General features: G+C 56.8%; 28 protein-coding genes. 6 read left to right on the top strand and 22 right to left on the bottom strand.

Features of this window, described 5'->3' with window-relative positions:
- Positions 1–11: 11 nt before the first annotated feature.
- Complete coding sequence (locus AADJ11_RS03835) at positions 12–737, bottom strand: GNAT family protein (protein WP_341233224.1); 726 nt, start codon at positions 735–737, stop codon at positions 12–14.
- 153 nt (positions 738–890) lie between these two features.
- On the opposite strand from AADJ11_RS03835, the gene AADJ11_RS03830 reads away from it, so the two are divergent.
- Positions 891–1,067, top strand: coding sequence for a hypothetical protein (locus tag AADJ11_RS03830; RefSeq protein ID WP_341233223.1), 177 nt, complete (start codon positions 891–893; stop codon positions 1,065–1,067).
- A gap of 89 nt (positions 1,068–1,156) precedes the next feature.
- Here the strand turns inward: AADJ11_RS03830 and aspS are convergent, their stop codons facing one another.
- The 4 genes from aspS to AADJ11_RS03810 form a co-directional block, all read right to left on the bottom strand.
- Entirely contained in the window at positions 1,157–3,007 is a 1,851-nt protein-coding gene (aspS, locus tag AADJ11_RS03825) for an aspartate--tRNA ligase (RefSeq protein WP_341233222.1), read from the bottom strand.
- 177 nt (positions 3,008–3,184) lie between these two features.
- A complete protein-coding gene (locus AADJ11_RS03820; protein WP_341233221.1) occupies positions 3,185–4,363 on the bottom strand; it encodes a type III PLP-dependent enzyme in 1,179 nt (392 codons plus the stop codon).
- Between the two features lie 229 nt (positions 4,364–4,592).
- The gene (locus tag AADJ11_RS03815) at positions 4,593–5,693 is read right to left on the bottom strand and encodes an endonuclease/exonuclease/phosphatase family protein (RefSeq protein ID WP_341233220.1); all 1,101 of its coding nucleotides are present in this window, start codon (positions 5,691–5,693) and stop codon (positions 4,593–4,595) included.
- Positions 5,694–5,829: 136 nt separating this feature from the next.
- The gene (locus tag AADJ11_RS03810; protein ID WP_341233219.1) at positions 5,830–6,594 is read right to left on the bottom strand and encodes a DUF1013 domain-containing protein; all 765 of its coding nucleotides are present in this window, start codon (positions 6,592–6,594) and stop codon (positions 5,830–5,832) included.
- Between the two features lie 129 nt (positions 6,595–6,723).
- Between AADJ11_RS03810 and AADJ11_RS03805 the strand changes: the two genes are divergently transcribed.
- Complete coding sequence (locus tag AADJ11_RS03805) at positions 6,724–7,368, top strand: ribonuclease T2 (protein WP_341233218.1); 645 nt, start codon at positions 6,724–6,726, stop codon at positions 7,366–7,368.
- Positions 7,369–7,495: 127 nt separating this feature from the next.
- On the opposite strand, the gene AADJ11_RS03800 is transcribed toward AADJ11_RS03805, so the two are convergent.
- From AADJ11_RS03800 to AADJ11_RS03785, 4 genes are all read right to left on the bottom strand, one after another.
- The gene (locus tag AADJ11_RS03800) at positions 7,496–8,482 is read right to left on the bottom strand and encodes an NAD(P)H-quinone oxidoreductase (protein WP_341233217.1); all 987 of its coding nucleotides are present in this window, start codon (positions 8,480–8,482) and stop codon (positions 7,496–7,498) included.
- Positions 8,483–8,574: 92 nt separating this feature from the next.
- Positions 8,575–9,171, bottom strand: coding sequence for an energy-coupling factor transporter transmembrane component T (locus tag AADJ11_RS03795; RefSeq protein ID WP_341233216.1), 597 nt, complete (start codon positions 9,169–9,171; stop codon positions 8,575–8,577).
- A complete protein-coding gene (locus AADJ11_RS03790) occupies positions 9,146–9,871 on the bottom strand; it encodes an ABC transporter ATP-binding protein (RefSeq protein ID WP_341233215.1) in 726 nt (241 codons plus the stop codon). Before AADJ11_RS03790 ends, AADJ11_RS03795 begins: the two co-directional genes overlap by 26 nt.
- A gap of 83 nt (positions 9,872–9,954) precedes the next feature.
- Entirely contained in the window at positions 9,955–10,653 is a 699-nt protein-coding gene (locus AADJ11_RS03785) for a COQ9 family protein (RefSeq protein WP_341233214.1), read from the bottom strand.
- A gap of 115 nt (positions 10,654–10,768) precedes the next feature.
- Here AADJ11_RS03785 and rpsU point away from each other — a divergent pair, with 115 nt between their 5' ends.
- Positions 10,769–10,975: a 30S ribosomal protein S21 gene (gene rpsU, locus AADJ11_RS03780; protein ID WP_005851231.1), complete on the top strand. Its 207-nt coding sequence runs from the start codon at positions 10,769–10,771 to the stop codon at positions 10,973–10,975.
- 77 nt (positions 10,976–11,052) lie between these two features.
- Here rpsU and AADJ11_RS03775 read toward each other — a convergent pair whose 3' ends face one another.
- Positions 11,053–11,781 (bottom strand): STAS/SEC14 domain-containing protein, encoded by a 729-nt coding sequence (locus AADJ11_RS03775; RefSeq protein WP_093916663.1) that lies wholly within the window; start codon positions 11,779–11,781, stop codon positions 11,053–11,055.
- Between the two features lie 79 nt (positions 11,782–11,860).
- Complete coding sequence (locus AADJ11_RS03770) at positions 11,861–12,319, bottom strand: Lrp/AsnC family transcriptional regulator (protein ID WP_093916662.1); 459 nt, start codon at positions 12,317–12,319, stop codon at positions 11,861–11,863.
- A 142-nt stretch (positions 12,320–12,461) separates the two neighbouring features.
- On the opposite strand from AADJ11_RS03770, the gene ald reads away from it, so the two are divergent.
- The gene (gene ald / locus AADJ11_RS03765; protein WP_341233213.1) at positions 12,462–13,580 is read left to right on the top strand and encodes an alanine dehydrogenase; all 1,119 of its coding nucleotides are present in this window, start codon (positions 12,462–12,464) and stop codon (positions 13,578–13,580) included.
- A 72-nt stretch (positions 13,581–13,652) separates the two neighbouring features.
- Here ald and mscL read toward each other — a convergent pair whose 3' ends face one another.
- The 10 genes from mscL to pyk form a co-directional block, all read right to left on the bottom strand.
- Positions 13,653–14,090 (bottom strand): large conductance mechanosensitive channel protein MscL, encoded by a 438-nt coding sequence (gene mscL / locus AADJ11_RS03760; RefSeq protein ID WP_341233212.1) that lies wholly within the window; start codon positions 14,088–14,090, stop codon positions 13,653–13,655.
- Positions 14,091–14,252: 162 nt separating this feature from the next.
- Positions 14,253–14,702, bottom strand: a complete 450-nt coding sequence (locus AADJ11_RS03755; RefSeq protein ID WP_341233211.1) for a YtoQ family protein — start codon at positions 14,700–14,702, stop codon at positions 14,253–14,255.
- A gap of 14 nt (positions 14,703–14,716) precedes the next feature.
- Positions 14,717–17,116 (bottom strand): phenylalanine--tRNA ligase subunit beta, encoded by a 2,400-nt coding sequence (gene pheT, locus AADJ11_RS03750; RefSeq protein WP_341233210.1) that lies wholly within the window; start codon positions 17,114–17,116, stop codon positions 14,717–14,719.
- Positions 17,117–17,190: 74 nt separating this feature from the next.
- Positions 17,191–17,982, bottom strand: coding sequence for a polyhydroxybutyrate depolymerase (locus AADJ11_RS03745; RefSeq protein ID WP_341233209.1), 792 nt, complete (start codon positions 17,980–17,982; stop codon positions 17,191–17,193).
- A 51-nt stretch (positions 17,983–18,033) separates the two neighbouring features.
- Positions 18,034–18,312 (bottom strand): YrhK family protein, encoded by a 279-nt coding sequence (locus AADJ11_RS03740; RefSeq protein ID WP_341233208.1) that lies wholly within the window; start codon positions 18,310–18,312, stop codon positions 18,034–18,036.
- Between the two features lie 29 nt (positions 18,313–18,341).
- Positions 18,342–19,415, bottom strand: a complete 1,074-nt coding sequence (pheS, locus tag AADJ11_RS03735) for a phenylalanine--tRNA ligase subunit alpha (protein ID WP_341233207.1) — start codon at positions 19,413–19,415, stop codon at positions 18,342–18,344.
- Between the two features lie 146 nt (positions 19,416–19,561).
- Complete coding sequence (gene rplT / locus AADJ11_RS03730) at positions 19,562–19,927, bottom strand: 50S ribosomal protein L20 (RefSeq protein WP_093916655.1); 366 nt, start codon at positions 19,925–19,927, stop codon at positions 19,562–19,564.
- Between the two features lie 15 nt (positions 19,928–19,942).
- On the bottom strand, positions 19,943–20,143 hold the full coding sequence (rpmI, locus tag AADJ11_RS03725; protein WP_008228149.1) for a 50S ribosomal protein L35: 201 nt from the start codon (positions 20,141–20,143) through the stop codon (positions 19,943–19,945).
- A gap of 117 nt (positions 20,144–20,260) precedes the next feature.
- Complete coding sequence (locus tag AADJ11_RS03720) at positions 20,261–20,488, bottom strand: hypothetical protein (RefSeq protein WP_341233206.1); 228 nt, start codon at positions 20,486–20,488, stop codon at positions 20,261–20,263.
- Positions 20,489–20,532: 44 nt separating this feature from the next.
- A complete protein-coding gene (gene pyk, locus AADJ11_RS03715; RefSeq protein WP_341233205.1) occupies positions 20,533–21,978 on the bottom strand; it encodes a pyruvate kinase in 1,446 nt (481 codons plus the stop codon).
- 299 nt (positions 21,979–22,277) lie between these two features.
- Here pyk and AADJ11_RS03710 point away from each other — a divergent pair, with 299 nt between their 5' ends.
- The gene (locus tag AADJ11_RS03710) at positions 22,278–22,589 is read left to right on the top strand and encodes a DUF1244 domain-containing protein (RefSeq protein ID WP_341233204.1); all 312 of its coding nucleotides are present in this window, start codon (positions 22,278–22,280) and stop codon (positions 22,587–22,589) included.
- A 160-nt stretch (positions 22,590–22,749) separates the two neighbouring features.
- Here the strand turns inward: AADJ11_RS03710 and AADJ11_RS03705 are convergent, their stop codons facing one another.
- Positions 22,750–23,520, bottom strand: coding sequence for an SDR family oxidoreductase (locus AADJ11_RS03705; RefSeq protein ID WP_341233203.1), 771 nt, complete (start codon positions 23,518–23,520; stop codon positions 22,750–22,752).
- 101 nt (positions 23,521–23,621) lie between these two features.
- Between AADJ11_RS03705 and AADJ11_RS03700 the strand changes: the two genes are divergently transcribed.
- Positions 23,622–24,170 carry a TetR family transcriptional regulator gene (locus AADJ11_RS03700; RefSeq protein ID WP_341233202.1) on the top strand — a complete coding sequence of 183 codons (549 nt, stop codon included), beginning with the start codon at positions 23,622–23,624 and terminating at the stop codon, positions 24,168–24,170.
- The last annotated feature ends 42 nt before the right edge of the window (positions 24,171–24,212 follow it).

Below are 24,212 nucleotides of genomic sequence, written 5' to 3'. Positions count from 1 at the left end.
ATCGGACAGTCTTAGATGGCCGGGTCGCTGGCCACGCGCACCAATCGGGTCAGGTCTGACAGGCTTTCGCGTTGTTGGCCATCTGCGTCAAAATTGCTGGGCGCAAGCCATGTGCCAAAAGCCTCTTTCAGGCCGGGCCATTCCGTATCAATTGCCGCAAACCATGCCGTGTCCCGGTTGCGCCCTTTCACGACAGCCGCTTGGCGAAAGATACCCTCGTAGCTAAAGCCCAACCGTTGCGCGGCCCGGCGCGATGGCATGTTCAGCGCATTGCACTTCCATTCATAGCGCCGATATCCCGCGTTGAACGCCCATTCCATCATCAGATACATCGCCTCGGTCGCGGCGCGCGTGCGTTGCAACGCGGGGCTAAAGGTGATCGATCCGACCTCGATCGAGCCGGCAGCGGGGGCGATGCGCAGATAACTTGCAACGCCTTCCCAGCGTCCAGTCTCAAGGTTTTTGATCGCGTAAAAGAACGGGTCATCGCGTGTTTCAGTGTCGCGCACCCAGCGGTGAAACTGCGACGAGGATGAAAACGGGCCATCATACATATAATGCCACAAATGATCCTGCCCTTCGAACGCGTTGAACAGAACCGCCGCATGATCACGGGCGGTAAGTGGTTCGAGTTTTACGTACTTCCCCAACATCCCTTCGCGCGGTGGCAAAGGGGGCGCGACAAAACCCGGCACAGGAAATCCGAGCGGCGTAGAGTTGGAAGCATTATCATTCATAAGCATCACGTTAGGGCCAAGCGATACGAAGGCCAAGCCTGTAAAATTCGCGCATCTTGTCAGGCGCAGCCCTTAGTCTCACCAAAGTTTGGACACAAAGCCCCAGCACCATTGGCGTCACTGAACCCGCTTGGCGTTAAAGGAGCCCGACATATGCTGGTCAATGTCAAAGCGGCGTGCCGGGTGTACCGCGAAGAAACGCGCATGGACTGGGTGGTTTTGGCGGCCGATCTGGTGGGGATGGCCCTTGTTGCGCTGGCATTTATCCACGCCCGCATCACAGACCATGCGACTACTGAGACGCTCCAGATCGCCACGGCGCTATTCTAAATGCCCCTCGTATTTTCAGCCTCGGAATGCACAAAAAAGCCCGCCATCGGCATTCCGGTGGCGGGCTTTTGCAGGTCTATATTGCTTGTTTAGTCTTGCGGGATCACCCGCAGGCCAAGTTCCATCAATTGATCGGGCATCGGGTCGTTTGGCGCGTTCATCATCAGGTCTTCGGCGCGTTGGTTCATCGGGAACAGGATGACTTCGCGAATGTTCGCCTCTTCCGCCAGCAGCATCACGATGCGATCGATACCAGCGGCACAGCCACCGTGGGGCGGGGCACCGTATTGGAACGCGTTAACCATACCGCCGAAACGCTTTTCGACTTCGTCCTTGCCGTAGCCTGCGATTTCAAACGCCTTGAACATGATCTCTGGCTTGTGGTTCCGGATCGCGCCCGACACCAGCTCATAGCCGTTACAGGCCAAGTCATATTGATAGCCAAGCACTTCGAGCGGGTCGCCCATCAACGCGTCCATGCCGCCTTGAGGCATTGAGAACGGGTTGTGTTCAAAGTCGATTTTGCCGGATTCTTCGTCTTTTTCGTAGATCGGGAAATCGACGATCCATGCAAAGGCAAAGCGGTTTTCATCTGTCAGACCCAGTTCGGAACCGATCACATTGCGCGCACGCCCTGCGACGCCTTCGAATGCTTTGGGCTTGCCACCAAGGAAGAACGCCGCATCGCCGACCGTCAGGCCCAGCTGCTGGCGGATCGCTTCGGTACGCTCTGGTCCGATGTTCTTGGCCAGTGGGCCTGCCGCTTCCATGCCGCCTTCAACTTCGCCGGATTTCAGCTTGGCTTGGGCTTCCTTCACTGGAATACCCAGCTCTTGCGCGACGCTGTCGGCGGTTTTCTCGCGCCAGAAGATATAGCCCATTCCGGGCAGCCCTTCTTTTTGCGCAAAGGCGTTCATGCGGTCGCAGAATTTGCGCGAGCCACCGGTCGGGGCCGGAATTGCACGGATCTGCGTGCCTTCCTGCTCAAGCAGTTTTGCAAAGATGGCGAAGCCTGATCCGGCGAAGTGTTCGGATACCACTTGCATCTTGATCGGGTTGCGCAGGTCGGGCTTGTCCGAGCCATACCACAGCGCCGCGTCCTTGTAGGAAATCTGCGGCCATTCCTGATCGACAGCCTTGCCACCGCCGAATTCCTCAAAAATGCCGGTCAGCACGGGCTGGATGGTGTCAAACACGTCTTGCTGTTCGACAAACGACATCTCGAGGTCGAGTTGATAGAAATCTGTGGGCGACCGGTCGGCGCGCGGGTCTTCGTCACGGAAACACGGCGCGATCTGGAAATACTTGTCAAAGCCGGACACCATCAACAGCTGTTTAAACTGCTGCGGCGCTTGGGGCAGCGCGTAAAATTTGCCGGGGTGCAAACGCGACGGCACAAGGAAATCGCGCGCGCCTTCAGGGGATGACGCGGTGATGATCGGCGTTTGGAATTCCTTAAAGTTCTGATCCCACATCCGCTTGCGGATCGAGGAAACCACGTCAGAACGCAGGATCATATTATTCTGCATCTTTTCACGGCGCAGATCGAGGTAGCGATAGCGCAGACGTGTTTCTTCGGGGTATTCCTGATCGCCAAATACCTGCAAAGGCAGTTCTTTCGACGCGCCCAACACTTCGATCTCACGCACGAAAACTTCGATCTCGCCCGTCGGGATTTTGGAGTTCACCAGATCATCTGCACGCGCTTTCACTTCGCCATCAATGCGAATGCACCATTCTGAGCGTACTTTTTCCACGTCAGCAAAGGCCGCGGAATCAGGGTCACACAACACTTGGGTCATGCCGTAATGGTCGCGCAGGTCGATAAACAGGATGCCGCCGTGATCGCGCACGCGGTGTACCCAACCTGACAGGCGCACCTTGTCGCCCACGTTTGATTTGTCCAGATCGGCGCATGTATGGCTGCGATATGCGTGCATGACGGGTCCCTTCCTAGGGCTGAAATTGTTCGTGGCAGGTACACCGTTTGGGGCCGGGGAAGTCAAGACTTTCCAGTAAAATAGCGCCATTCTTGCGGCTATCGCCCGCCTAAAAACAATGAGACCGCCTGCTCCTCCCAAAGCAGGCGGTCCTTCCCGCGCGACGTTTTGCGTTCTTTACAGAACCAACACATCAAGCGGCGGAAATCCATTAAAGCCAACCGAGCTGTAGGAGCTGGTATAGGCGCCACAATTCTTGATCATGATTTTGTCACCATCGCGAAGTTCAAGCGGCAAATCAACAGGGTTCTTTTCATAAAGAATATCCGCAGAATCGCAAGACGGCCCCGCCAGCACGCAAGGACCCACAGCGCCGCCATCATGCGCTGTGACAAATTCATAGCGGATAGCCTCGCCTTCGGTTTCGGCCAGACCGGAAAAACGGCCGATGTCCAGATACACCCAACGGCGCAATGCCTCGGTCGATTTGCGCGATACCAGCATGACTTCGGCGGCGATATGACCCGCCTCGGCAACCATACCGCGCCCCGGTTCAGCCATCACATATGGGACGTCGCCAAAGCGTTCTTTGACAGCCGTCATAACGGCGGCGGCATACCCCCGTGGCGCGTCAACCGGATCGCCATGATAGGCGGGGAAACCACCGCCGATGTTCAGCAATTGCAGATCGTGACCGGCGGCCTTGGCTGCGTGCCATAGCGGCGCAACCTGATCCAGAACCGGGTTCCAGTATTCGGCTTTGCGGGTTTGCGACCCAACGTGGAACGACAGGCCATATGGCACCAAGCCTAGGGATTTAGCATAATCCAGCAGGGATGGCAGCAAGGTGTCAGCACAGCCAAACTTGCGGGTTAACGGCCAGTCAGCCAGTGAATTTTCAACGATCAAGCGGATGTAAACCCGTGCGCCGGGGGCATGGGTTGCGATTTTGTCCAGCTCGGCCTCGCAATCGGCGGCGAAAAGCGTCACGCCGATGGAATGGGCAAAAGCGATATCAACGCCGCGTTTGATGGTATTCCCGAACGAAATTTTGGCGGGGTCCGCCCCTTGGGACAGGCAGAGTTCGATTTCCTGACGCGATGCGGCGTCAAAGCCGGATCCCCGTTCAACCAACAGGCGGATGATTTCCGGTGCCGGGTTCGCTTTGACGGCATAGTGGATGTTTGCAGTGCCAAGGCCGGCGTTCAACGCGTCATATTGTTCGCCAACGCGCGCAAGGCTGACCACAAGGGTCGGCCTGTCAAAGCTGTTGTTCCAGATATAGTCCGCAGCTTCGTCAAAATTGGACGTTACGGGCATAGATAGGGCGGCAGTGGTGGAAGCGGTCATGGTCATCTCCAAAGAGCAAGGCGGGGCGGGAGCACCCCAAACTGTCGTTTTAAGAGACGTTACCGTCGCTGCATAAACGCGGGACAATCAGAAAACCTGATGAGCCAGCTGCGCGTGCGTTGGCGTCTGTGAACGCGCATCTAGCGTGTTTTAAGATTCGTGCAAGAACCAAATTATCGCCAGTGAATATTAGTCACCTCACAGGGTCGCGCGGTCACATTCTCTTGGTTTTCGGCTAATCGTTTTCCCAATCCGTGCCGATCGCCTCTCTGTCCTTTTGACGTTCTTCTTCTACGATCTCTTTGACTTCATCCCGTTCTTCGGCGTCGCTTGGTTCGGGTGTCGAATTCGCCTTTTTGGTGCCGGTCAAAGCGAGCGAAAACAAGATCGGAAAGTGATCAGACCCGATGTGACGCAACCGATCCATGCGGATCAGGCGAAATTCGGAACTGTGGAACAGGTGATCAAGCGGCCAACGCAACAGCGGAATACCTGCATGAAACGTGTTGTAAAACCCTCGGCCCACACGCGGGTCCAGCAGGCCTGACAACCTTTGAAACCGGCGCGTCGGGGCGGACCATGCAACGTCGTTCAGGTCGCCCGTAACGACAACAGGCAAATCATCTTTGCCCGCCTCGATCCCCGTCATCGCGATCTCGCCATCGCGGCCTTTGGTATCGTGGTTGGGCACAGGCGGTTCGGGATGAATGATATACAAGCGCCAGCTCTGACCCGATCTGGTCTGCACCCGCGTGCGGATCGACGGCACCTCGTCCACCAGCAGTTCACGTACCTGCGTCTGGGACAGCGGCAATCTGGACATCAAAACCATGCCGTATGAGTTGCTTTTGGGGACTTTGACCCAATGCTCGTAGTCGTCTTTCAGCCCATCATACAGCGCCTCCACCCAGTCCTGATCCACCTCAAGAGCGGTGGCAATATCCGGCTGTTCTTCTTTGATCAGATCGACAAGCTGGTGATAGTCACGGTTTGATTGCTTCACATTTGCGGCAATCAGCGTGACATGCGTGTTTGTGTCCGCCTGCTCAGCTTCGCTCGCACCGACCGATTGTTTGGTCCAGATCGGCGTGAATTTCACGATATACCCGACGTGGATCGCGGCGACGACACCCAACGCGCAAATCGCCCACAACCTAGGCTGCGGTTCCAGCACAAAAAACGACAACAGGATCATCACCAAGCTCAGAACGAAAAACTGCTCCCGGGGGAAGGCGATACCGCGTACGGCCCCATGGGCAATTTTGCTAAAGGGCAGAATGCTCGACAGAACCAAGAAGGCGACACCAAACCAGAACAGCGTTATTAACAAGAGCATCTGACTTGGACCTTTTCTGACCTATTAGAACATCATTGGGCGGAAGGGATAACCCAACCGCCCAATACCCAACCTCTCGTTGGTCGTTTTGTTCCACTTTGCCCCGATTGCGACAAAGCGGGTTGTGTCTACCGACTTACTTGCTGTCGTCGTCGCTGCTGTCTTCGGCGTCGCCCTCGGGCAACTTAAAGAAGCTGTCGGCGTCGGAATAATCACCGCGATCACGATCATCATCCTCGGCCGGATTGCCAGACAGGGTAAATGTCTCAAGACCCTCGATGGCCGACGGAATTTTGGATTCTGGATCCATGCCCAGCGATTGTTCTGTGCTCACCAGACGGCGGCGCTCGTCGTCGCTCATCAATCCGCCTTCGGCTGCCTTCTTGGCTGCGGCTTTCTGAACGGCTGCGTCTAGCTCGGACTGCTTACACAGGCCAAGTGCGACAGGGTCGATGGGCTGGATGTTTGCGATGTTCCAATGCGTCCGCTCGCGGATCGCCTGGATTGTCGGCTTGGTTGTACCCACCAGCTTGCTGATCTGACCGTCAGACAATTCCGGGTGAAATTTGACCAGCCAATAGATCGACGCAGGCCGATCCTGACGCTTGGACAAGGGCGTATAACGCGGGCCGCGGCGCTTCTCTTCGCCTTGGGCTGCGGCATTAAACTTCAGCGCCAGCTTGTGCAGCGGGTTAGCTTGGGCTTTCTCGATTTCTTCTTCGGTCAGCTGGTTGTTGGCAACCGGGTCAAACCCCTTAACCCCTTGGGCCACATCGCCATCTGCAATGCCTTGAACTTCCAGCTCGTGCATCTCAACGAAATCCGCGATCTGCTTAAAGCTAAGGGTCGTGTTATCCACCAGCCAAACGGCAGTCGCGCGGGCCATAATTGGTTTTGCCATGTCGGTCTCTCCTTAAAACACACCTTCCCCGTCGCCTGAAACTGGCTGTCCTACCGGGGCAGAACGGTTTCCATTGTGGGGGAACTTGCAGCCTATATAATGATCCGCACTGAATAAGGAAAGACCCCAATGCGTTTGCTGATCCTGTGCCTTATAACACTTCTTACGCTTGCCCCACGCGATGCCGCGGCAAAAGGGGAAATAGCAGGGCGGTTCGACTATTATGTGCTGGCGCTCAGCTGGTCGCCTAACTGGTGTGCGCTCGAAGGCGATGCACGCAGATCGCCCCAATGCGATAGCCGCGAAGACCATGGATGGATCATGCACGGGCTGTGGCCGCAATTTCATCGCGGTTACCCGTCATATTGCCACACAGTACAGCGCCCCCCGTCGCGCAGCATGACCGCCGAAATGGCCGATGTTATGGGCACCCCCGGCCTTGCATGGCATCAGTGGAAAAAACACGGTAGCTGTACGGGACTGTCGGCGACCGACTACTACGCGACGTCGCGCGCAGCGTATGAAGTTATCGAACGTCCCGCCGTCTTTAGAAAACTGACCAAGGATATCACCCTGCCAGCGTCGGTGGTTGAGGCCGCGTTTCTAAAAGCTAATCCAGCACTGTCGGCGAACGGCGTTACGGTGACCTGCAAAAGCCGCTACATCCAAGAAGTCCGGATATGTCTGTCCAAAACACTTGACCCGGTCCCCTGCGGACGTGACGTGATCAAAGATTGCACGCTAGATGACGCGCTCTTCACGCCAATCAGATAAAAATATCGCTCTTTGAGCGATTGCCTCCGGCGGGGATATTTAAGAGCCAGAGAAGACAAGCGGTCCTACTCTTCTCTGGCTTTTTCAATATCCCCGCCGGAGGCAGCGACGCATAAGCGGCGCTTGTTCAGCCGTTCACCTTCAGAACAATTTTGCCGATGTGACCGCTGGTTTCCATCCGCGCATGGGCGTCACTGGCCTGTTCAAACGCATACTCGCTGTCCATCACGGGCGAGATTTTTCCGGCATCGAGCAGCGGCCAGACTTGTTCGCGCAGTTGCTCTGCGATGCGAGCTTTGGCAAGGTCACTTTGCGGGCGCAGGGTGCTGCCTGTCATGGTCAGACGGCGGGTCATCAAGGTCGCAAAATTCACCTCGACCTTAGGCCCGCTTAGAAATGCAATCTGAACCAAACGGCCATCTTCCGCCAAAGCCTGCAAATTGCGCGGGATGTAATCGCCGCCCACCATATCAAGGATCAGGTCGGCCCCGCCTTCGGCTTTCAGCACATCCACGAAATCTGTGTCACGATAGTTAATCGCAGCCTCGGCCCCCAGTTTTGCACAGGCGTCGCATTTACTGTCGGTTCCGGCTGTTGCAAACACACGCGCGCCAAATTCACGGGCCAACTGGATCGCTGTCGTGCCGATACCGGACGATCCGCCGTGCACCAAGAAACGTTCGCCCGCCTTGAGGCCACCGCGCATGAAGACGTTGGACCACACGGTAAAGAATGTCTCGGGCAGGCAGGCGGCTTCCTTCATTCCCATACCTTTGGGCACCGGCAGGCAATGCGCCGCTGGCGTGGCCACATATTCAGCATACCCGCCGCCGGGCAGCAATGCGCAGACCTTGTCGCCGATAGACAGGCCCGTCACACCTTCTCCGATCGCGGAAATCTCGCCCGAGGCTTCAAGCCCCGGCAGGTCGCTGGCTGTTGGCGGTGGGGCGTACATGCCTGCACGTTGCAGCGCGTCGGGGCGGTTCACACCAGCATAGGCGACCTTGATCACCACCTGCCCATGGGCGGGTTCTGGAATTGGGCGCTCGACCGGTTGCAGAACTTCGGGTCCGCCGGGTTTGGTGATTTCAATTGCGCGCATGGTGTCTGACATGATGTTGGGCCTCCTCTGGGGTCTGTGTTGCGCATAACATAAGCCAACAGGTGAGGACGTACAGCGCGAACTGATGTTTGTCAGGAAACTAGTTATAGGCCCCCACGGGCGCGCAGAGCCTCGGCCACATGTTCGGCATCATCCAGCGCAAGCACCGCAAAAGGGATGATCGTCCGCCACCCCAACCGCTTGGCGGACCGTGCCCGCCAAGACTGTGCCAGCATCTGACCTTTCTCCACCAGAACTGGGATAAAGCGGATCACCAATGCGATGCCCAATTCAAGGCTGCGGGTCTGAAGCCCGAGTTTGCGCAGGGGGGTCGTCAACCATGTCACCACATCCACCATCTGCGACAGCTTGGTGGTCATCGTGACCAGGTTGGCGATGGCCACGGCGCAAACCATGCGCAATGCAATCACTGCACCGTTTTCCAAGTCATTCGTGGCGACATGCCAGATCAGGATCAGCGCCATAAAGGGCCACAAAATCCGCAGCCGGGCCATCCCCGTCTTGAAAAACTGCCATCTGGGAAGCGCATATAGGATCAGCGTCGCCGTCAGCATCGACAGCTGAAACCAAAGCGCTGTGAAACTGAACAGGATCAGCGTGGCCGCACATAGCGCGGCTAGCTTGGCCCCAGCGGGCCATCCATGTGCGCGCGTTTTAACCGGAGAGGTGAGTGAAATCATCTTGCTCTCCCAGTTGCTGCATGCGGGTTACGAAGGCTTTGGTGACCGTTGCGGCCGGGCCATCCTGGGCGATCCGCCCTTCGTCGATCCAGATCACGCGGTCGTAATCCGACAGATATTGCGGGTCGTGGGTGATATGCACCAAATGTGCATCCAGTTGCGACAACACGCGGCCTAGGTGCAGCGTCGTCAGGATATCGAGGCCGGCAAAGGGTTCATCCAGAATGATCAGCCGGGGCTGCATCGCAAGGATCGACATCAGGCAAACCAGTTGGCGTTGTCCCTGCGACAACTGATGAATTGCCGCTTTTGCCCAATGGGCGCGGTTAAACTGCGCCAGCATCGCTTCGGTGTTATGCGCGGCCTCGACCTTGGATTGGCCAAGCTGGGTCAAGCCAAAGCTGATTTCCTCCTCCACTGTGGGAAAGATAATCTGGTGATCCGGGTTTTGAAACAGGATGCCCACATTGCGCAGGGCAGCCTTACGGTCTTTTGCGACATCAATACCCGCGATGCGCGCCTGCCCCGATGTTGGGGCCACCAACCCGGCCAAGATACGGGCCAGCGATGTTTTACCGGACCCGTTGCGCCCCACGACACCGATCCGCCGCTCGTTTGCCTGCAAGTACACATTATCCAAAACCGCCGCACCATTGGGGGTAAAAGAGACGGCATTTAGGTCAATTAAAGGATCGGACATCGTATTCAGCACCAACGTTTCAGGCCCGCGAAGATTGCGGCCCGTCGGTGGCTAGCAGGTCTGATTGTCAGAGTGAAGCCAACCTAGCGGCGCGGGCTGGTCCAACTGCCCGGCAAATCCATCTTCGGCACGCGCGATGGCGCTTTGACATGGGATAGCAACCAGTTCGGCCCGGTCAGCAGCTTGCTTAGGGTTGGGCTGTTTCTGACCTGCGCCTTTACCTTTTCGATCTGCATCACGTTATCGATGCGCCGGTCCAGAAACTCCCACGTGGCCTGATGCCCGTCGCTGGTGTCGCCCAACCAGTACAAAACGGTCGACGAATACACCGCACTGAGCGTTGCGCGCTTGGTGTACCAATTCACATCATCGGATGTATCGCCCAAAGCATCCCAGATCGCATCACAGGTACCCCAAACCAGTTTGGCCCCGTCGGATGCATGTTGCGGCAGGGCAAACAAGGTTGTCCCACGGCGCACCACTTCTTTGTCGGTTACTGCCTCGAGCCTGAACTGCACCATCGCGGCGATTTTATCGCGATACTTCATCTCGCTCAGGTCTTCGGCGTTCATCCGGTCAATCATCAGGGCATCGCCCCGCTTGTGATAGGCAACCGCCAAATCAACCGATCCACGGGGGCACACAGCACGGGCGACCGTCGAATCGATGCCTGTATCGGCAATGGCCGCTTGAAATGTGGTTTCCGACCACCCATCAAAGGGGACATGCATCAATGCGGCGTCCAGCAGTTGTTCTTTGGGGTTTTGGCTGATTTCGGTCATGGCGGGCCTCCTGTGCGGTCAATGGCTTGGCACTAGACAATATAGGTCGTGCTTGCTATATGGCCACTTCCTGCAAATCCTTGCAACTTCAAACTAGAAAGGTGGTGAAAACCACATGCAGGTTAGTGTTCGCGATAACAACGTCGATCAAGCGCTGCGCGCCCTGAAGAAAAAACTTCAGCGCGAGGGTGTGTTTCGTGAAATGAAGCTTAAGCAGCATTTCGAGAAACCTTCCGAGAAAAAAGCACGCGAGAAAGCCGAAGCGATCCGCCGTTCCCGGAAACTGGCGCGGAAAAAATTGCAACGCGAAGGCATGATGTAAATCATACCAAGCGACGCATAAGAATACGAACCCCCGATACCACTAGGTGCCGGGGGTTTTATTTTGCCTAACGCGGTTCAGTCAGCGGTGATCCAGGCTTGGGCCGCTTCAAAGTCGTTCTTGTCGAAATACCGCGCGTCTTTGCCAATCAAGCGTTTGACGATCTGCACGACCATTGCTTCCCATTTTGAATCGCCCACCACTGCGGCACGGTCCAATTGGCCAACATGGTCCCGCACCAGCCGGAAATGCGCAGCCATCGCGCTTAGCCCCTGCCAGCCATCAAAACGTCTGATGTCCAACAGTAAACGAAAGCGGTCGCTCTTGCGGATAAAGGCGTTCAGGTCTTCGGTCTCGGACGCATATACATCCGCATCGATTTTACCCAGCAGTTCGACATGCAGCGCGCCGCCACCCAAGTCGGTCTGGTGAATGGCACCCAGCGATTCGAACAGCCACAGGCGGGCGTCGTCCTCGTGCCATTTGCCAAATACCGCCACGGGGCATGGCATCAAAATTGAAAACGCGCGTACCAGACGTGTCATCGCGGTGTTCGCGGTCACGATGGCAATTCTTTCAAAGCCGCTCCAGTTGCCGATGCCCATTTTCGCATCATCCCAAAGCGCGCCCATGGTAAAGTCTGTCAGATCGGCGTTCATCACCACTAACATCTTCAGCTTTTCACCCTTGGCCAGCGCGGCATCCATCGCTGGCATCAAAACGTCACTATAATCTTTATCAGTAATCGGTGCCTTCATATGCACCTCTAGCAGGTTTTCCTGCGTTCCAGATTGGACCTCGATCATTGCTTTTCTCCCTTAGAGTACGCCGTCTTTTTAAGGGAACGCCTGACGCCGGGCGTTGATCCAGATCAACGCGTCTTATTCACACGGGCAACGCCGTGGTATTGCAGACAGTCCGCAACGCAAAGCTGGATTGCATCTGCCCGACGCCGGGCAAGCGAGCCAGAAACTGACGGTGGATGCGCGCGAAATCTTCGGTGTTTTCGGCAACCACCTTAAGCAGATAATCAGCCGACCCCGCCATCAGATGACATTCAAGCACAGCAGGTATCCGGGCCACGGCCTTTTCAAAGGCATCCAGCACCTCGTCCGCCTGCCCTTGCAGGGTGATTTCAACGAAGACAGTGGTCGGCACACCCATCTTGCGCGCGTTCAGCAGGGCGACATACCCTTGGATGTACCCTTCGCTTTCCAAGCTTTGAACGCGCCGGTGGCAGGCAGATGGCGACAGGTGCACCTGCTCGGATAGATCCGAGTTCGACATCCGCCCCTTGCGTTGCAGGGCGGTCAGAATACGGCGATCAATGTCATCAAGGCTCATGCGCGCAATACTTTCTCACTTAATCCAAATTTTGCGACAGATTATTCCAATTTATGACCTCAAGGCGACCCATAATCGGTGCCTAATTTCAATTTAGCGGGCGTATTTTGCCGCATAGACTCACCCACACAGGACAAAACCCATGAAAATCGGTTGCCCGAAAGAGATCAAGCCACAGGAATTTCGCGTTGGCATGACGCCAAATGCCGCGTTCGAGGCCGTGAAGAATGGCCACGAGGTTATCATCGAAACTGGCGCAGGCACTGGTGCCGGTTTCGAAGATGCCGATTACATCGAGGCAGGCGCCAAGATCATCGCCACCGCCGCCGAGATTTTCGCAGACGCGGATATGATCGTGAAAGTCAAAGAGCCCCAAGCGGTCGAGCGCAAGATGCTGCGCGAGGGGCAAATTCTGTTCACCTATCTGCACCTTGCCCCCGACCCCGATCAAACCAAAGACCTAATCGCCTCTGGTGCGACCTGCATCGCCTATGAGACTGTCACTGACCGTAGTGGCGGCCTGCCCTTGCTGGCCCCCATGTCCGAAGTTGCGGGCCGTTTGGCACCGCAGGTTGGCGCATGGACCTTGCAAAAGGCCAATGGCGGTCGCGGCGTTTTGATGGGCGGCGTTCCGGGCGTTGGCCCCGCGCGGGTCGTTGTCATCGGCGGCGGCGTTGTGGGCACCCATGCGGCGCGGATTGCGGCGGGTATGGGCGCGGATGTTACCGTGCTCGACCGGTCCCTGCCCCGCTTGCGGTATCTGGATGATATCTATGGTGGCACGTTTAAGACGTCTTATGCGTCTGCTGGCAACACGATTGAACTGGCCCGCGAGGCAGACATGATTATCGGTGCCGTCCTGATCCCCGGTGCCGCCGCACCGAAACTGATCAGCCGCGCGCAACTGTCCGAGCTTAAGCCCGGTGCCGTGCTGGTTGATGTGGCCATTGACCAAGGGGGGTGCTTTGAAACCTCCAAAGCCACCACACACCATGACCCGATTTATGAGGTCAACGGCATCATGCATTACTGCGTGGCCAACATGCCCGGTGCCGTTGCGCGGACATCAACGATTGCCCTTGGCAATGCGACGATGCCGTTCATGCTGGCACTGGCAAATAAGGGCTGGAAAAAAGCCTGCGCAGACGATCCGCACCTTAAGGCGGGGTTGAACGTTCACGCGGGTCAATTGACCTATGCGGCCGTCGCCGAAGCGCTTGGCATGGGCAGCATCACCGCCGACGAAGCCATAGCGGGGTAACTGATACCCTCTTTAATGCAAAAGGCCCGCAAGTGACTGCGGGCCTTTCTTGGTTCATTGGGTAAGACAGAATTACTTCTTGGTCTTGGCCAGCGAGTCGCGGATTTGCAGCAACACGTCCAGCTCGGATGGGCCGGTGTCGACTTCTGGTGCAACATCGTCTGGTGCCTCGGCAGAAGCTTTCAGTTTGTTGACGGCTTTGACCAGCATGAACACAACAAATGCGATGATCAGGAAGTTGATGCATGCAGTGATGAACGCGCCATAAGCAAAGATCGCAGCGCCTGTTTCGCGTGCGGCATCAAGGCCGACGCCTGCAGGTACGTCACCCGACAAAACAGTATAAAGGCTGGTAAAGTCTGCACCACCCAAAACCAGACCGATGATCGGGTTGATCAGGTCGCTTACCAGCGAGCCTACGATCGCGGTGAATGCGGCACCGATGATGATACCAACGGCCAGATCCATAACATTGCCCTTGGCAATGAAGTCCTTGAATTCTTGAAGCATAGTATGTCCCTCATGTTATTTTAAGCGTAAGCTTTTACGTGTGTTAACCACGCGTGGCAGCCCGTTAGCACAGGTTGCACCAATTACGAGCATTTATTTTCGAAAAACACGCAAAATCGCGTAATTTATACGCTTAATGGCAATTTCACCCCACTTAAGGGCTTAATTGGGGAGTTTTCCGGTTAACACGTACTGCAAGATCTGAACAACTTGCGCCGGTTCCTGGACAACAGCCAAGGCCGCGGCGTCCACCTCTTTCAGCGCGTGGGCGTGATCTGGGCCATGCAAGATGACCAATGATTTACCCAAGGCCGCAGCATATCCCGCATCAAACGCCGCGTTCCACTGCTTGTATTGATCGCCGAACCGCACAACGACCACGTCGGCCATTTCAATGCCCTTGCGCGTGCGGATCGCGTTCAGCTGCGCGCCTTTGCGATCATGCCAGAACTTGTCCGCTTCGGCCCCCATGATGGCCACGCCGCAATCGTCACTGGCGGCATGATCCGTCACCGGGCTGTCAAAGCTGACATCCAGATCGGCGGCACCTTTGATAATCTGATCACGCCAATCGGTGTGAATTTCACCGGATAGATATACAGTTAAGGTCATATCAATTCTCCCCGTTATCCGCGCAACACACCGCCGGTGGCTTTGGTGACCTTCTCGACCACCTTGGCACCGACTGCTTCGATATCGGCATCTTTCAAGGTTTGCTCGACCGGCTGCATCCGCACGGTCAGCGCAAGGGACTTCTTGCCCTCGCCCAACGCCCCGCCGATGAATTCATCGAATACGCGCACGTCGTCGATCAGCGCCTTATCCGCGCCCATTGCGGCATTTACCAACGTCATCGCATCGACATTGGCATCCACCACAAAGGCGAAATCGCGTTCAACGGCTTGCAATGAGCTGGTTTTCAGTGCCGGACGTGTTGCACCTGATTTGCGCGGCATAGGCACCTCGGCTGGCCAGATGGTAAAGCCCATTGCGGGGCCTTTCACATCCAAAGCGGCCAATACGCGGGGGTGGATTTCACCAAACACGCCCAACACCTTTTTCGGGCCAAGGCAGATTTGACCATGACGCCCCGGATGCCACCATTCAGCGCCATTGCGGTTGATCTGAACCTTGGCAGGCGCACCGATGGCCGACAGCACAGCCTCGACATCAGCTTTGACGTCAAACAGATCAACGGGCCGGGACGCGCCGTGCACGTCCTTGGGGCCCGTGCGCCCGATCAGAACACCGCTGACCTGCATGTGTTGTTCGCCAGGTTCGCCACCCGTGAACACCGGGCCAACCTCGAACAGCGCCATATCAGGGAAACCGCGCGCCTGATTGCGCGCAGCGGCCTGCAACAGCGCTGGCAGCAAAGCCGGACGCATGTGGCTCATGTCGTTGCTGATCGGGTTCTCAAGACGGGTTTCGTCGGTACCGCCACCAAACAGCGCGGCAGAGGGTTGATCGATAAAGCTGTAGGAAACGCATTCATTATAGCCCAACACGGCACAGGCACGGCGGGCCGCAGCCTCGCGGCGCTGCATAGGCGACAAGATCGGTTTCGGGATGCCAGTTGTCAGACGCGGCAAGGGGCGTCCTTCAAGCTTGGTCAGCGACGCAATGCGTGCGACTTCCTCGACCAGATCAGCCTCGCCCTGAACATCGGGGCGCCAGCTGGGCACGTGCGCCATGTTCCCTTCCAGACGGAAGCCAAGCGCGGTCAGCGTCTTGCGTTGATCTGCCTCGGAAATGGTCATCCCCACCAGCGACTGCACCCGCGCGGCATCCAGCTTATAGGCGCGCGAGAAGTCAGGCACCTTGCCTGCCACCACGACCTCGGACGCTTCGCCGCCCGCGATATCAAGGATCATCCGCGTGGCATGTTCGATCCCGTAGGGTGTCCATTCAGGGTCGATCCCGCGTTCAAACCGGTACCGCGCATCCGAATTGATCTTGAGCGCGCGGCCCGTATACGCCGTGCGGACCGGATCGAAATAAGCCGCCTCGACAAACACATTCACGGTGTCCATGGAACAGCCGGTTTCGGCACCGCCCATGACACCGCCAATACTTTCGACCTTTTCAGCGTCAGAAATCAGCGTCATGCCTTCGGTAAATGTGTATTCTTTGTCGTCCAGACCCATCAAAGTCTCGCCACCCTTGGCACGGTGAACGCGCAATGTGTTGCCCGCGATTTTATCGGCGTCAAAGACGTGCAAAGGCCGGTTGCGGTCATAAGTGAAAAAGTTGGTCACATCGACAAGGAACGAGATCGGGCGCAAGCCAATGGCGCGCAACGCGTCTTGCAGCCACTCGGGCGACGGGCCGTTATTAACGCCGCGGATCACACGACCGTAAAAGACGGGGCATTGATCCAACGTATCTTCGTCGATGGACACTGTGACCGGGCAGGGAAATGTCCCCTCGACCGCGGGGGTGTCGCGTTTTTTCAGCGTGCCCAAACCACGAGCCGCCAGATCGCGCGCAATGCCACGCACGCCCAAGGCATCAGGGCGGTTCGGGGTAATCGCGATTTCGATCACAGGATCAACCTTGGCCGGGTCATTTTCAGCCAGCCAATCGACAAAGCGATCGCCGACATTGCCCGATGGCAATTCGATAATGCCGTCATGTTCTTCGGACAGCTCCAGCTCGCGCTCGGACGCCATCATGCCAAAGCTTTCGATGCCACGGATTTTGCCAACACCAATCGTTGTATCAATACCCGGCACATAAACGCCCGGCTTGGCCACAACCACGGTGATGCCTTCGCGGGCGTTGGGGGCACCGCAAATGATCTGCTGAACGCCCTCGTCGGTTTCAACCTGACACACGCGCAGACGGTCGGCATCGGGGTGCTTTTCCGCTGACTTCACATAGCCCAAGGTAAAATCCGCCAGCTTGGCACCACGATCTTCAACGCCTTCAACTTCAAGGCCCAGATCGGTCAGCGCATAGGTGATTTCATCAACCGACGCCGTGGTGTCGAGATGATCCTTTAGCCAAGAGAGTGTGAATTTCATCGGGTCAATCCTCGTGCAAATGCTTGGGCTAGGGCGTACCGCTTAATCTGCGCGGGTTCAATGCGGTTAGCGCGTCATTCACGCGCCATCAGATCATCCAATTGCGTGCCCAGCCAATGTTCGGGAATAAAATGCCCGCCGGTATGCACATCCAGCGTCACCTTGCGGCCCTGGCTGCACTGATCCCAGACGATGTTCGTCGCTTCGGTATTGGCGCGGATCAGCCAATGTTGGGTTATCCGGCCCTGCCCGCAGCGAAAGGTTTTGCGCCACAGGGCAACCGCGTTGGTGGCATCATGGCCGGGACCGCGCGGCAAGCTCATCCAGATGTCTTTCAACCCATGCACATGGCGCACTTGATCGGGCGGGTTAGGACACGGGGTCGCTTGCGGGATTGTGCCCGACATGGTCATCAACCCGGCAATCCGGTCGCCCCGCGCACAGGCATAACGCCACGCCATCGCCGCCCCGAATGAAAACCCCGAGATGTATATCTGGCTTTGGTCCACCGGATAGCGCGCCGCCACATCGGCCAACACCGCATCTGCAAAGTCGATGTCGGCAGGATCATCCTGCCAAAACCGCCACGCCCGATTTTGGGCGGTGGGCGCGATGAGCATGACCCCACGCGGTCTGGTTTCAATACCGATACGCGGATGGTTCACCACCGTCTTGCCGCGCCGCAGGAAGGCGTGGAAATGCATCATCACCGGAAGGGGGGAAGTGCCGTCCCAATCATCGGGCAGCAGGATGTTATATTCGCGATTGTCGAGTTTGCAGGGGATGTCGCCGCCGCAGGTTTGGGCGGTGGCGGGGGCAGTGGGAGTTTGCAGTAAAAGGAAGACACACAACAGCCAGCGGATCATGAAAGCAGCCCAATTTTGAAAATCACCAAACCCGTCAAATCTGCGGCGGTCTTACTCGGCTCGCTTGGCAAGGTCTTTGACATCGCCCATCCGATACAGCTTGATTTCACGCATCAACCGCAATGTCGGCTTGGCCGCGAACAGAAATGACCCGATCAGAAAAAACCACGTTGCGGGAATCTGCTCTGTCTCGAAAAAGAACAGAATAGAGCCGATAATGAAGCAAAACGCAGCCATGAAATCAACGAAGGTGTAGACCAGTTCGAACCGCGCATAGACGGTTCGGCTGGCATCTGATGACTCGCGGTTACTATGACGAAAAAGCTTCACTTCAAGGTCTCCAATAACGCGGGTGTTGCTTACCTGCTCAAGCCACCATGCAAGTTAGGCTGATCCAAGCTGGCGAAGCCGTAGTGGCGCAGCCAGCGTAGATCTGAATCAAAGAACGCGCGCAGGTCGGGGATGCCGTATTTCAGCATCGCGATGCGGTCTATGCCCATGCCAAAGGCAAATCCCTGCCATTCAGCCGGATCGATCCCGCCTGCTTGCAGCACCTTGGGGTGGACCATGCCGGAGCCCAGAACTTCCATCCAATCGTCACCTTCGCCAATGCGCAGCTGACCGTCGACCCATGAACACTGGATGTCGACTTCGGCCGATGGTTCGGTGAAGGGGAAGTGCGAGGCGCGGAAACGGGTTTTGATGCCGTCGACCTCAAAGAACGCGGCAAAGAATTCTTCCAGCGTCCATTTCAGGTTCGCCATCGAGATGTCTTTGTCGATCGCCAGACCTTCGACCTGATGAAACATCGGCGTGTGGGTCTGGTCGTAATCGGCGCGGTACACACCTCCGGGGCAGATGATGCGCAGGGGCGCGCCTTGGGCCTCCATCGTGCGGATTTGCACGGGGCTGGTATGCGTGCGCAACACATGCGGCGGGCGGTTGTCGCCCTCGGCGCGGGCCATGTAAAATGTGTCCATCTCGGCGCGGGCGGGGTGGTGGCCGGGGATATTCAGCGCGTCAAAGTTATACCAATCGGTATCAATGCGCGGCCCTTCGGCGACCGAGAAACCCAAGTTAGCAAAGATCGCGGTCACTTCTTCCGTCACCTGACTGACGGGGTGGATAGTGCCTTGACGCGTGCCACGGCTCGGCAATGTCACGTCCAGCCATTCGCTGCGCAGACGTTCATCCAGCGCGGCATCGCCCAAGGCGGCCTTTTTGGCAGCAATGGCCGAGTTGATCTCGTCCTTGAGGGCATTCAGCGCGGGGCCAACGGTCTGGCGTTCTTCCGGGGTCATTTTGCCCAGCTCGCGCATTTTCAACGCGACTTCGCCCTTTTTACCCACGGCGGCCAGACGGATGTCTTCCAGCCCTGCTTCGTCGGCGGCACCAGCGATCTGGCCCAGATATTTCGCTTTCAGGTCGTCCATATCGGCCTCATGTCTTATGTTCGAGCTGGTGCTACCAGAATTGCGCCCGAATACAAGGCGGCGCGGCAAAAACCCCAGCCCCACAACGTAAAACGCCGCCCCGAGACCGGAGCGGCGTTTTGGTATTCCTAAGAGGCGAAAGGCGCTTACGCGGCCAGTGCGTCTTGTGCTTGCTTAACAATTGCACCGAACGCGTCTGGTTCATTCACGGCCAGATCGGCCAGAACCTTACGGTCTACTTCGACGCCTGCAAGGGACAGACCATTGATAAAGCGGCTGTATGTCAGCGCTTCGTCATAGCTGCGCACAGCAGCGTTGATCCGTTGGATCCACAATGCGCGGAAGTTGCGCTTGCGATTCTTACGGTCGCGGGTTGCATATTGGTTTGCTTTGTCGACGGCTTGACGCGCGACCTTAAAGGTATTCTTGCGGCGGCCATAGTAACCTTTGGCTGCTTTAATTACCTTTTTGTGACGGGCGTGGGTGACGACACCACCTTTTGTACGGGACATATCGGCTCTCCTATCTTAGCGGTCGTAGGGCATGAAGCCCTTGATGATCTTTGCATCTGGCGCAGACAATGCTGTCGTGCCACGTGCGTTGCGCAGGAACTTGTTGCTCCGCTTGATCATGCCGTGCTGTTTGCCGGCCTGACTGCCGATGACCTTACCGGTCGCCGATACTTTAAAGCGCTTCTTAGCGCTCGACTTGGTCTTCATCTTGGGCATTTCCGTCTCCTTGACTTGAGTTCGGTAGATGCGCGACTCGGCATGCCACGTGGGCCGGACGCGCGGAACGAAGCTGGCGTATAGGTCGGACCGGGAAATATGGCAAGCAGAAAAGCGTTACCAGAATTTATACCGGGCGATCACGTTCACGATCGCATTGGGAATATCGCTCAGGCTGTACCCGTCGGGGTGGGCAAGGAAAGCGTATACAACCAAACCCGCCGCGATGACCACCGTTACGATCGAAACGCGCGGCGGACGGCTGTCGGCAAACGCCGATACGATGGATGGGATCGACAGCACAGCAAGGGCAAGACCCAGAACCAAAGCAAGATCGGTGTCCATGGAATAGTTGCCCTTACCGAATTCGTTTCACCTGATGGCGCAGATTAGTCCGGATCAGCGCTGAAAATCAAACTTTCATCGCAAGGCGCGACGCGCAGGATGTTTGTGCTCCCCTCGACGTTGAATGGCACGCCCGCCACCACAACCACCATATCTTCCGGCTTGGCATAGCCCTCGTCCCGGGCGGCACGCACGGCGCTGACCACAGCCTTTTTGAACCGGTCAAGCCGTTCGGTAACGATACAATTGGTGCCCCAGCTGAGCGTGAGCCGGCCCGCAGTCTTGGCCAGCGGCGTGAGCGCGATGATTGGAACCCGTGGACGTTCGCGGGCAATCAGCAGGGCAGTTGTGCCGCTTTGGGTAAAGCAGCAGATCGCCTTGATATTTGTGGTTTCCGCAATCTCTCGGGCGGCGGCAACGATACCATCCGCGACGGTCATACGGTCAGCGGCACGCGATGCTTCGATGATTTGCGTATATGTCGGGTCAAGCTCGACCTCGGTGGCGACGTTGTCCATCGTGCGGACCGCTTCAATTGGATACGATCCAGCCGCGGATTCTGCCGACAACATGACCGCATCGGCCCCTTCATAGATCGCGGTCGCCACGTCCGACACTTCGGCGCGGGTGGGCATGGGGCTTTCGATCATCGATTCCAACATCTGCGTTGCGACGATCACCGGCTTTGCTGCCGCGCGACATTTGCGAACCAGACGTTTCTGGATCGGTGGCACGTTCTGGATCGGCAGTTCGACCCCCAGATCACCGCGCGCGACCATAATGCCGTCGCTGACCTCAAGAATATCCTCAAAACGGGCAACGGCAGATGGTTTTTCGATCTTGGACAATAGCGCCGCCCGCCCCTTGGCCAGCTCGCGCGCCTCAAGAACATCTTCGGGGCGCTGCACAAAGCTAAGCGCAAGCCAGTCGACACCCAGATCGCAAACAAACTCAAGATCGGCCCGGTCTTTGTCGGAAAGCGCGGCAAGGGGCAGCACCACATCCGGCACGTTCACACCTTTGCGGTTCGAAATCACGCCCCCGATCACCACTTCGCAGTTGGCGAAATCGGGACCGCAGTCTTTTACCTTAAGACGGATTTTGCCGTCATTAACCAAAAGGCTCGCGCCGGGTTCCAGCGCCGCGAAAATCTCGGGGTGGGGCAGACATACGCGGCTTGCATTGCCTTCGGCCTCGTCCAGGTCCAACCGGAAGGGTGCGCCTTCGACCAACAGCTCACTGTCGCCTGCAAACACACCAACGCGCAGCTTTGGGCCCTGAAGATCGGCGAGAATACCGATGGTCGATCCGGTTTCCTTTTCGATCTGGCGGATAATGTCGTGCTTGACCCGAATTTCATCATGGCTGCCGTGGCTCATGTTCAGGCGAAACACATCCGCACCCGCCGCATGCAAAGCCGAGATCATCTCGTGGGTATCAGAGGCAGGCCCCAAAGTAGCGACTACTTTTACATTGCGTGTGCGTTTCATACTCTACGTCTTCCTTCGTCAGTTGGGCCGGTCATCGGCCCCAAATTCATCCAAACTTACCCCTCTTTAGCACGGGTATCGCTCAGAGTGGATAGTAAATGCGTTAGCGATAACATCAATCGCACGACGCGGGCCAGCATACCCAACACCCGGAATTATACGGCAAATGGTTTCAGCAATATGACCGGCATCGCCTTTTCCAGCGAACTGCGCCATGATCTGACCGCCGGTGCCGCAGGGCCTATCCTTGACACCATGCTGGCCCGAACCCAAATTTGATCTCAAACAGGAGAGACATCATGCCCACACAGACCGAGATCGAATTGCAAGCCGCCGCATTTCGCCGCCTGCAACACCACCTGATGCAAGACCGCACCGATGTGCAGAACATCGACATGATGAACCTCGCCGGTTTTTGCCGGAACTGCCTGTCACGCTGGTATCAAGAAGCCGCAAATGAACGCGGCATCGAGATGGGCAAAGAAGAAGCCCGCGAGCTGTTTTACGGCATGACTATGGATGAGTGGAAAGCCAACTATCAGACAGACGCCAAGCCCGACCAGCAAGAGGCGTTCAAGGTCGCGTTCGAGGAGAATGTCGGGAAGGGGTAGAAGCGCTCTTGCTAAGCGGTCTAGCGTAACCTCGCCTTAGGCTCTGCCAATCAGCACGCTCTGATACAATGCCGCAATGGCCACCTATGCAGGGCCATTGCGGCATCTATATACGTCGCATCTTGTTCGCCGACGCGAAATATCCGCCGCCCATAACGCCTTATTTCGTCTGCATGTCATAAACCATTTTCATCACCATGCGGCGCGGCAAAAGTGGAACGAGCCAGTTCAACATGAACCGCATTTTCCGATCATTAATAACCCGCAGTTTACCTTTCAGCATGGCATCATAGCCGAACTTGGCGACATTTTCGGGCGCTGCGGGATTATCCTGTGTCATCGACAGCTGATCCATCGCGGCCGATTGTGCAAACTCCGTATCAACGAATCCGGGCTCTAGCGTCGTGACGGTCACCCCGTAGGGACGCCATTCAAAATCAAGCGCGGGGGAAAGGGTACTCACAAAAGCTTTGGTCGCAAAATACGTCGCCTGTAATGGTCCGGGTTGATACGCCCCGGTCGAACTGACGTTCAGAACTTTGCCACTGCCGCGCGCGACCATATCCTTGCCAACCAAGTGACACAGCTGCACCAACGCCGCGACGTTGAGATCAAGCATGCTCATGTCTGCCTCAGGTCCGCGGTCCAAGAATGTACCATGCCCGCCAAAACCGGCATTATTGATCAAGATATCAATCTGCGCACCCTGTGTGGCATCATAAAGCGCCTTGGCTGCCCCGTGCGCCCCTAAATCAAGCGGTATCGTTTTCACCTTAATGCCGTGCTTGTTCTCAAGTTCGTCCTTTAGTTCGTTAAGCTTGTTCCCCCGACGTGCTGTGATGATCAAATCACCCCCCTTCGCCGCATGATACCGCGCAAATTCGCGACCAATGCCAGAAGATGCGCCTGTGATAAGTGCCGTGTTGGACATGTGTTTTCCCCATAAGTCAACAATCGTTGACAATGGAGGTAGGGACGCATGCGCCTCATGTCAACACTTGTTGACAAATGTTGAGCGACCTATAGGAAATCATGAGCAAGTCAGAACATACACGCAGCGCGCTTTTACAATCCGCCACTCGGCAGTTTGGGGAGTTCGGCTATTCCAATGCATCCTTACGTCAAATCGCCGGGCAGGCCGGTGTCGATGTCGCGCTAATCTCGCGCTACTTCGGCGGCAAGCTGGGCCTGTTTGATGCAAGCCTCAAAGAATGCCTTAATTGGCCAGAGCTGCTTGACCCAGCCAAGGACCCAATTGAAACAGCCATTGAAAAATTCACCGACCCCACGTCGGAGGATCACAAATTCTCCACGACGCGGATGATTATCCTAAACGCGGATGACCCCATTGTCGGCGAACGCGTGCGCACCGCCCTGTTCGATAAATTGATTGACCCGCTTGAGGCCCGAATGGACGGCACCCACGTCAAAGAGCGTCTGGCCATGTTCATCGCTGTCATCGTCGGGGCGTCCATCACCCGATACTCACTACAGGTGCCGGGAATGGCCAATGCCGACGCAAAGATGCACAGTCGCCAATTGCGGCACCTGATTGATGCCGCATTAAGTTTTAAATGCTGATTTTGAGGGTGAAAGGGGGGGGGGCGCAATGCTCAGCGCATT

The organism is uncultured Sulfitobacter sp., assembly GCF_964021855.1.
Classification (GTDB): Bacteria; Pseudomonadota; Alphaproteobacteria; order Rhodobacterales; family Rhodobacteraceae; genus Sulfitobacter.
This window is presented reverse-complemented; position numbering and strand designations above follow the sequence as displayed.

Bases quoted from the DNA above. Each gene is read 5' to 3' on its own strand.
- AADJ11_RS03700 (WP_341233202.1), top strand. From the start codon at position 23,622: ATGAGCAAGTCAGAACATACACGCAGCGCGCTTTTACAATCCGCCACT.
- AADJ11_RS03805 (WP_341233218.1), top strand. From the start codon at position 6,724: ATGCGTTTGCTGATCCTGTGCCTTATAACACTTCTTACGCTTGCCCCA.
- AADJ11_RS03745 (WP_341233209.1), bottom strand. From the start codon at position 17,982: ATGATCCGCTGGCTGTTGTGTGTCTTCCTTTTACTGCAAACTCCCACT.
- AADJ11_RS03800 (WP_341233217.1), bottom strand. From the start codon at position 8,482: ATGTCAGACACCATGCGCGCAATTGAAATCACCAAACCCGGCGGACCC.
- AADJ11_RS03815 (WP_341233220.1), bottom strand. From the start codon at position 5,693: ATGCTCTTGTTAATAACGCTGTTCTGGTTTGGTGTCGCCTTCTTGGTT.
- rplT (WP_093916655.1), bottom strand. From the start codon at position 19,927: ATGTCCCGTACAAAAGGTGGTGTCGTCACCCACGCCCGTCACAAAAAG.
- AADJ11_RS03790 (WP_341233215.1), bottom strand. From the start codon at position 9,871: ATGTCCGATCCTTTAATTGACCTAAATGCCGTCTCTTTTACCCCCAAT.
- mscL (WP_341233212.1), bottom strand. From the start codon at position 14,090: ATGCTTCAAGAATTCAAGGACTTCATTGCCAAGGGCAATGTTATGGAT.
- AADJ11_RS03810 (WP_341233219.1), bottom strand. From the start codon at position 6,594: ATGGCAAAACCAATTATGGCCCGCGCGACTGCCGTTTGGCTGGTGGAT.
- rpsU (WP_005851231.1), top strand. From the start codon at position 10,769: ATGCAGGTTAGTGTTCGCGATAACAACGTCGATCAAGCGCTGCGCGCC.
- AADJ11_RS03785 (WP_341233214.1), bottom strand. From the start codon at position 10,653: ATGACCGAAATCAGCCAAAACCCCAAAGAACAACTGCTGGACGCCGCA.
- AADJ11_RS03830 (WP_341233223.1), top strand. From the start codon at position 891: ATGCTGGTCAATGTCAAAGCGGCGTGCCGGGTGTACCGCGAAGAAACG.
- AADJ11_RS03835 (WP_341233224.1), bottom strand. From the start codon at position 737: ATGAATGATAATGCTTCCAACTCTACGCCGCTCGGATTTCCTGTGCCG.
- pyk (WP_341233205.1), bottom strand. From the start codon at position 21,978: ATGAAACGCACACGCAATGTAAAAGTAGTCGCTACTTTGGGGCCTGCC.
- AADJ11_RS03820 (WP_341233221.1), bottom strand. From the start codon at position 4,363: ATGACCATGACCGCTTCCACCACTGCCGCCCTATCTATGCCCGTAACG.
- AADJ11_RS03770 (WP_093916662.1), bottom strand. From the start codon at position 12,319: ATGAGCCTTGATGACATTGATCGCCGTATTCTGACCGCCCTGCAACGC.
- AADJ11_RS03795 (WP_341233216.1), bottom strand. From the start codon at position 9,171: ATGATTTCACTCACCTCTCCGGTTAAAACGCGCGCACATGGATGGCCC.
- AADJ11_RS03710 (WP_341233204.1), top strand. From the start codon at position 22,278: ATGCCCACACAGACCGAGATCGAATTGCAAGCCGCCGCATTTCGCCGC.
- AADJ11_RS03755 (WP_341233211.1), bottom strand. From the start codon at position 14,702: ATGACCTTAACTGTATATCTATCCGGTGAAATTCACACCGATTGGCGT.
- aspS (WP_341233222.1), bottom strand. From the start codon at position 3,007: ATGCACGCATATCGCAGCCATACATGCGCCGATCTGGACAAATCAAAC.
- AADJ11_RS03705 (WP_341233203.1), bottom strand. From the start codon at position 23,520: ATGTCCAACACGGCACTTATCACAGGCGCATCTTCTGGCATTGGTCGC.
- ald (WP_341233213.1), top strand. From the start codon at position 12,462: ATGAAAATCGGTTGCCCGAAAGAGATCAAGCCACAGGAATTTCGCGTT.
- pheT (WP_341233210.1), bottom strand. From the start codon at position 17,116: ATGAAATTCACACTCTCTTGGCTAAAGGATCATCTCGACACCACGGCG.
- rpmI (WP_008228149.1), bottom strand. From the start codon at position 20,143: ATGCCCAAGATGAAGACCAAGTCGAGCGCTAAGAAGCGCTTTAAAGTA.
- pheS (WP_341233207.1), bottom strand. From the start codon at position 19,415: ATGGACGACCTGAAAGCGAAATATCTGGGCCAGATCGCTGGTGCCGCC.
- AADJ11_RS03720 (WP_341233206.1), bottom strand. From the start codon at position 20,488: ATGGACACCGATCTTGCTTTGGTTCTGGGTCTTGCCCTTGCTGTGCTG.
- AADJ11_RS03775 (WP_093916663.1), bottom strand. From the start codon at position 11,781: ATGATCGAGGTCCAATCTGGAACGCAGGAAAACCTGCTAGAGGTGCAT.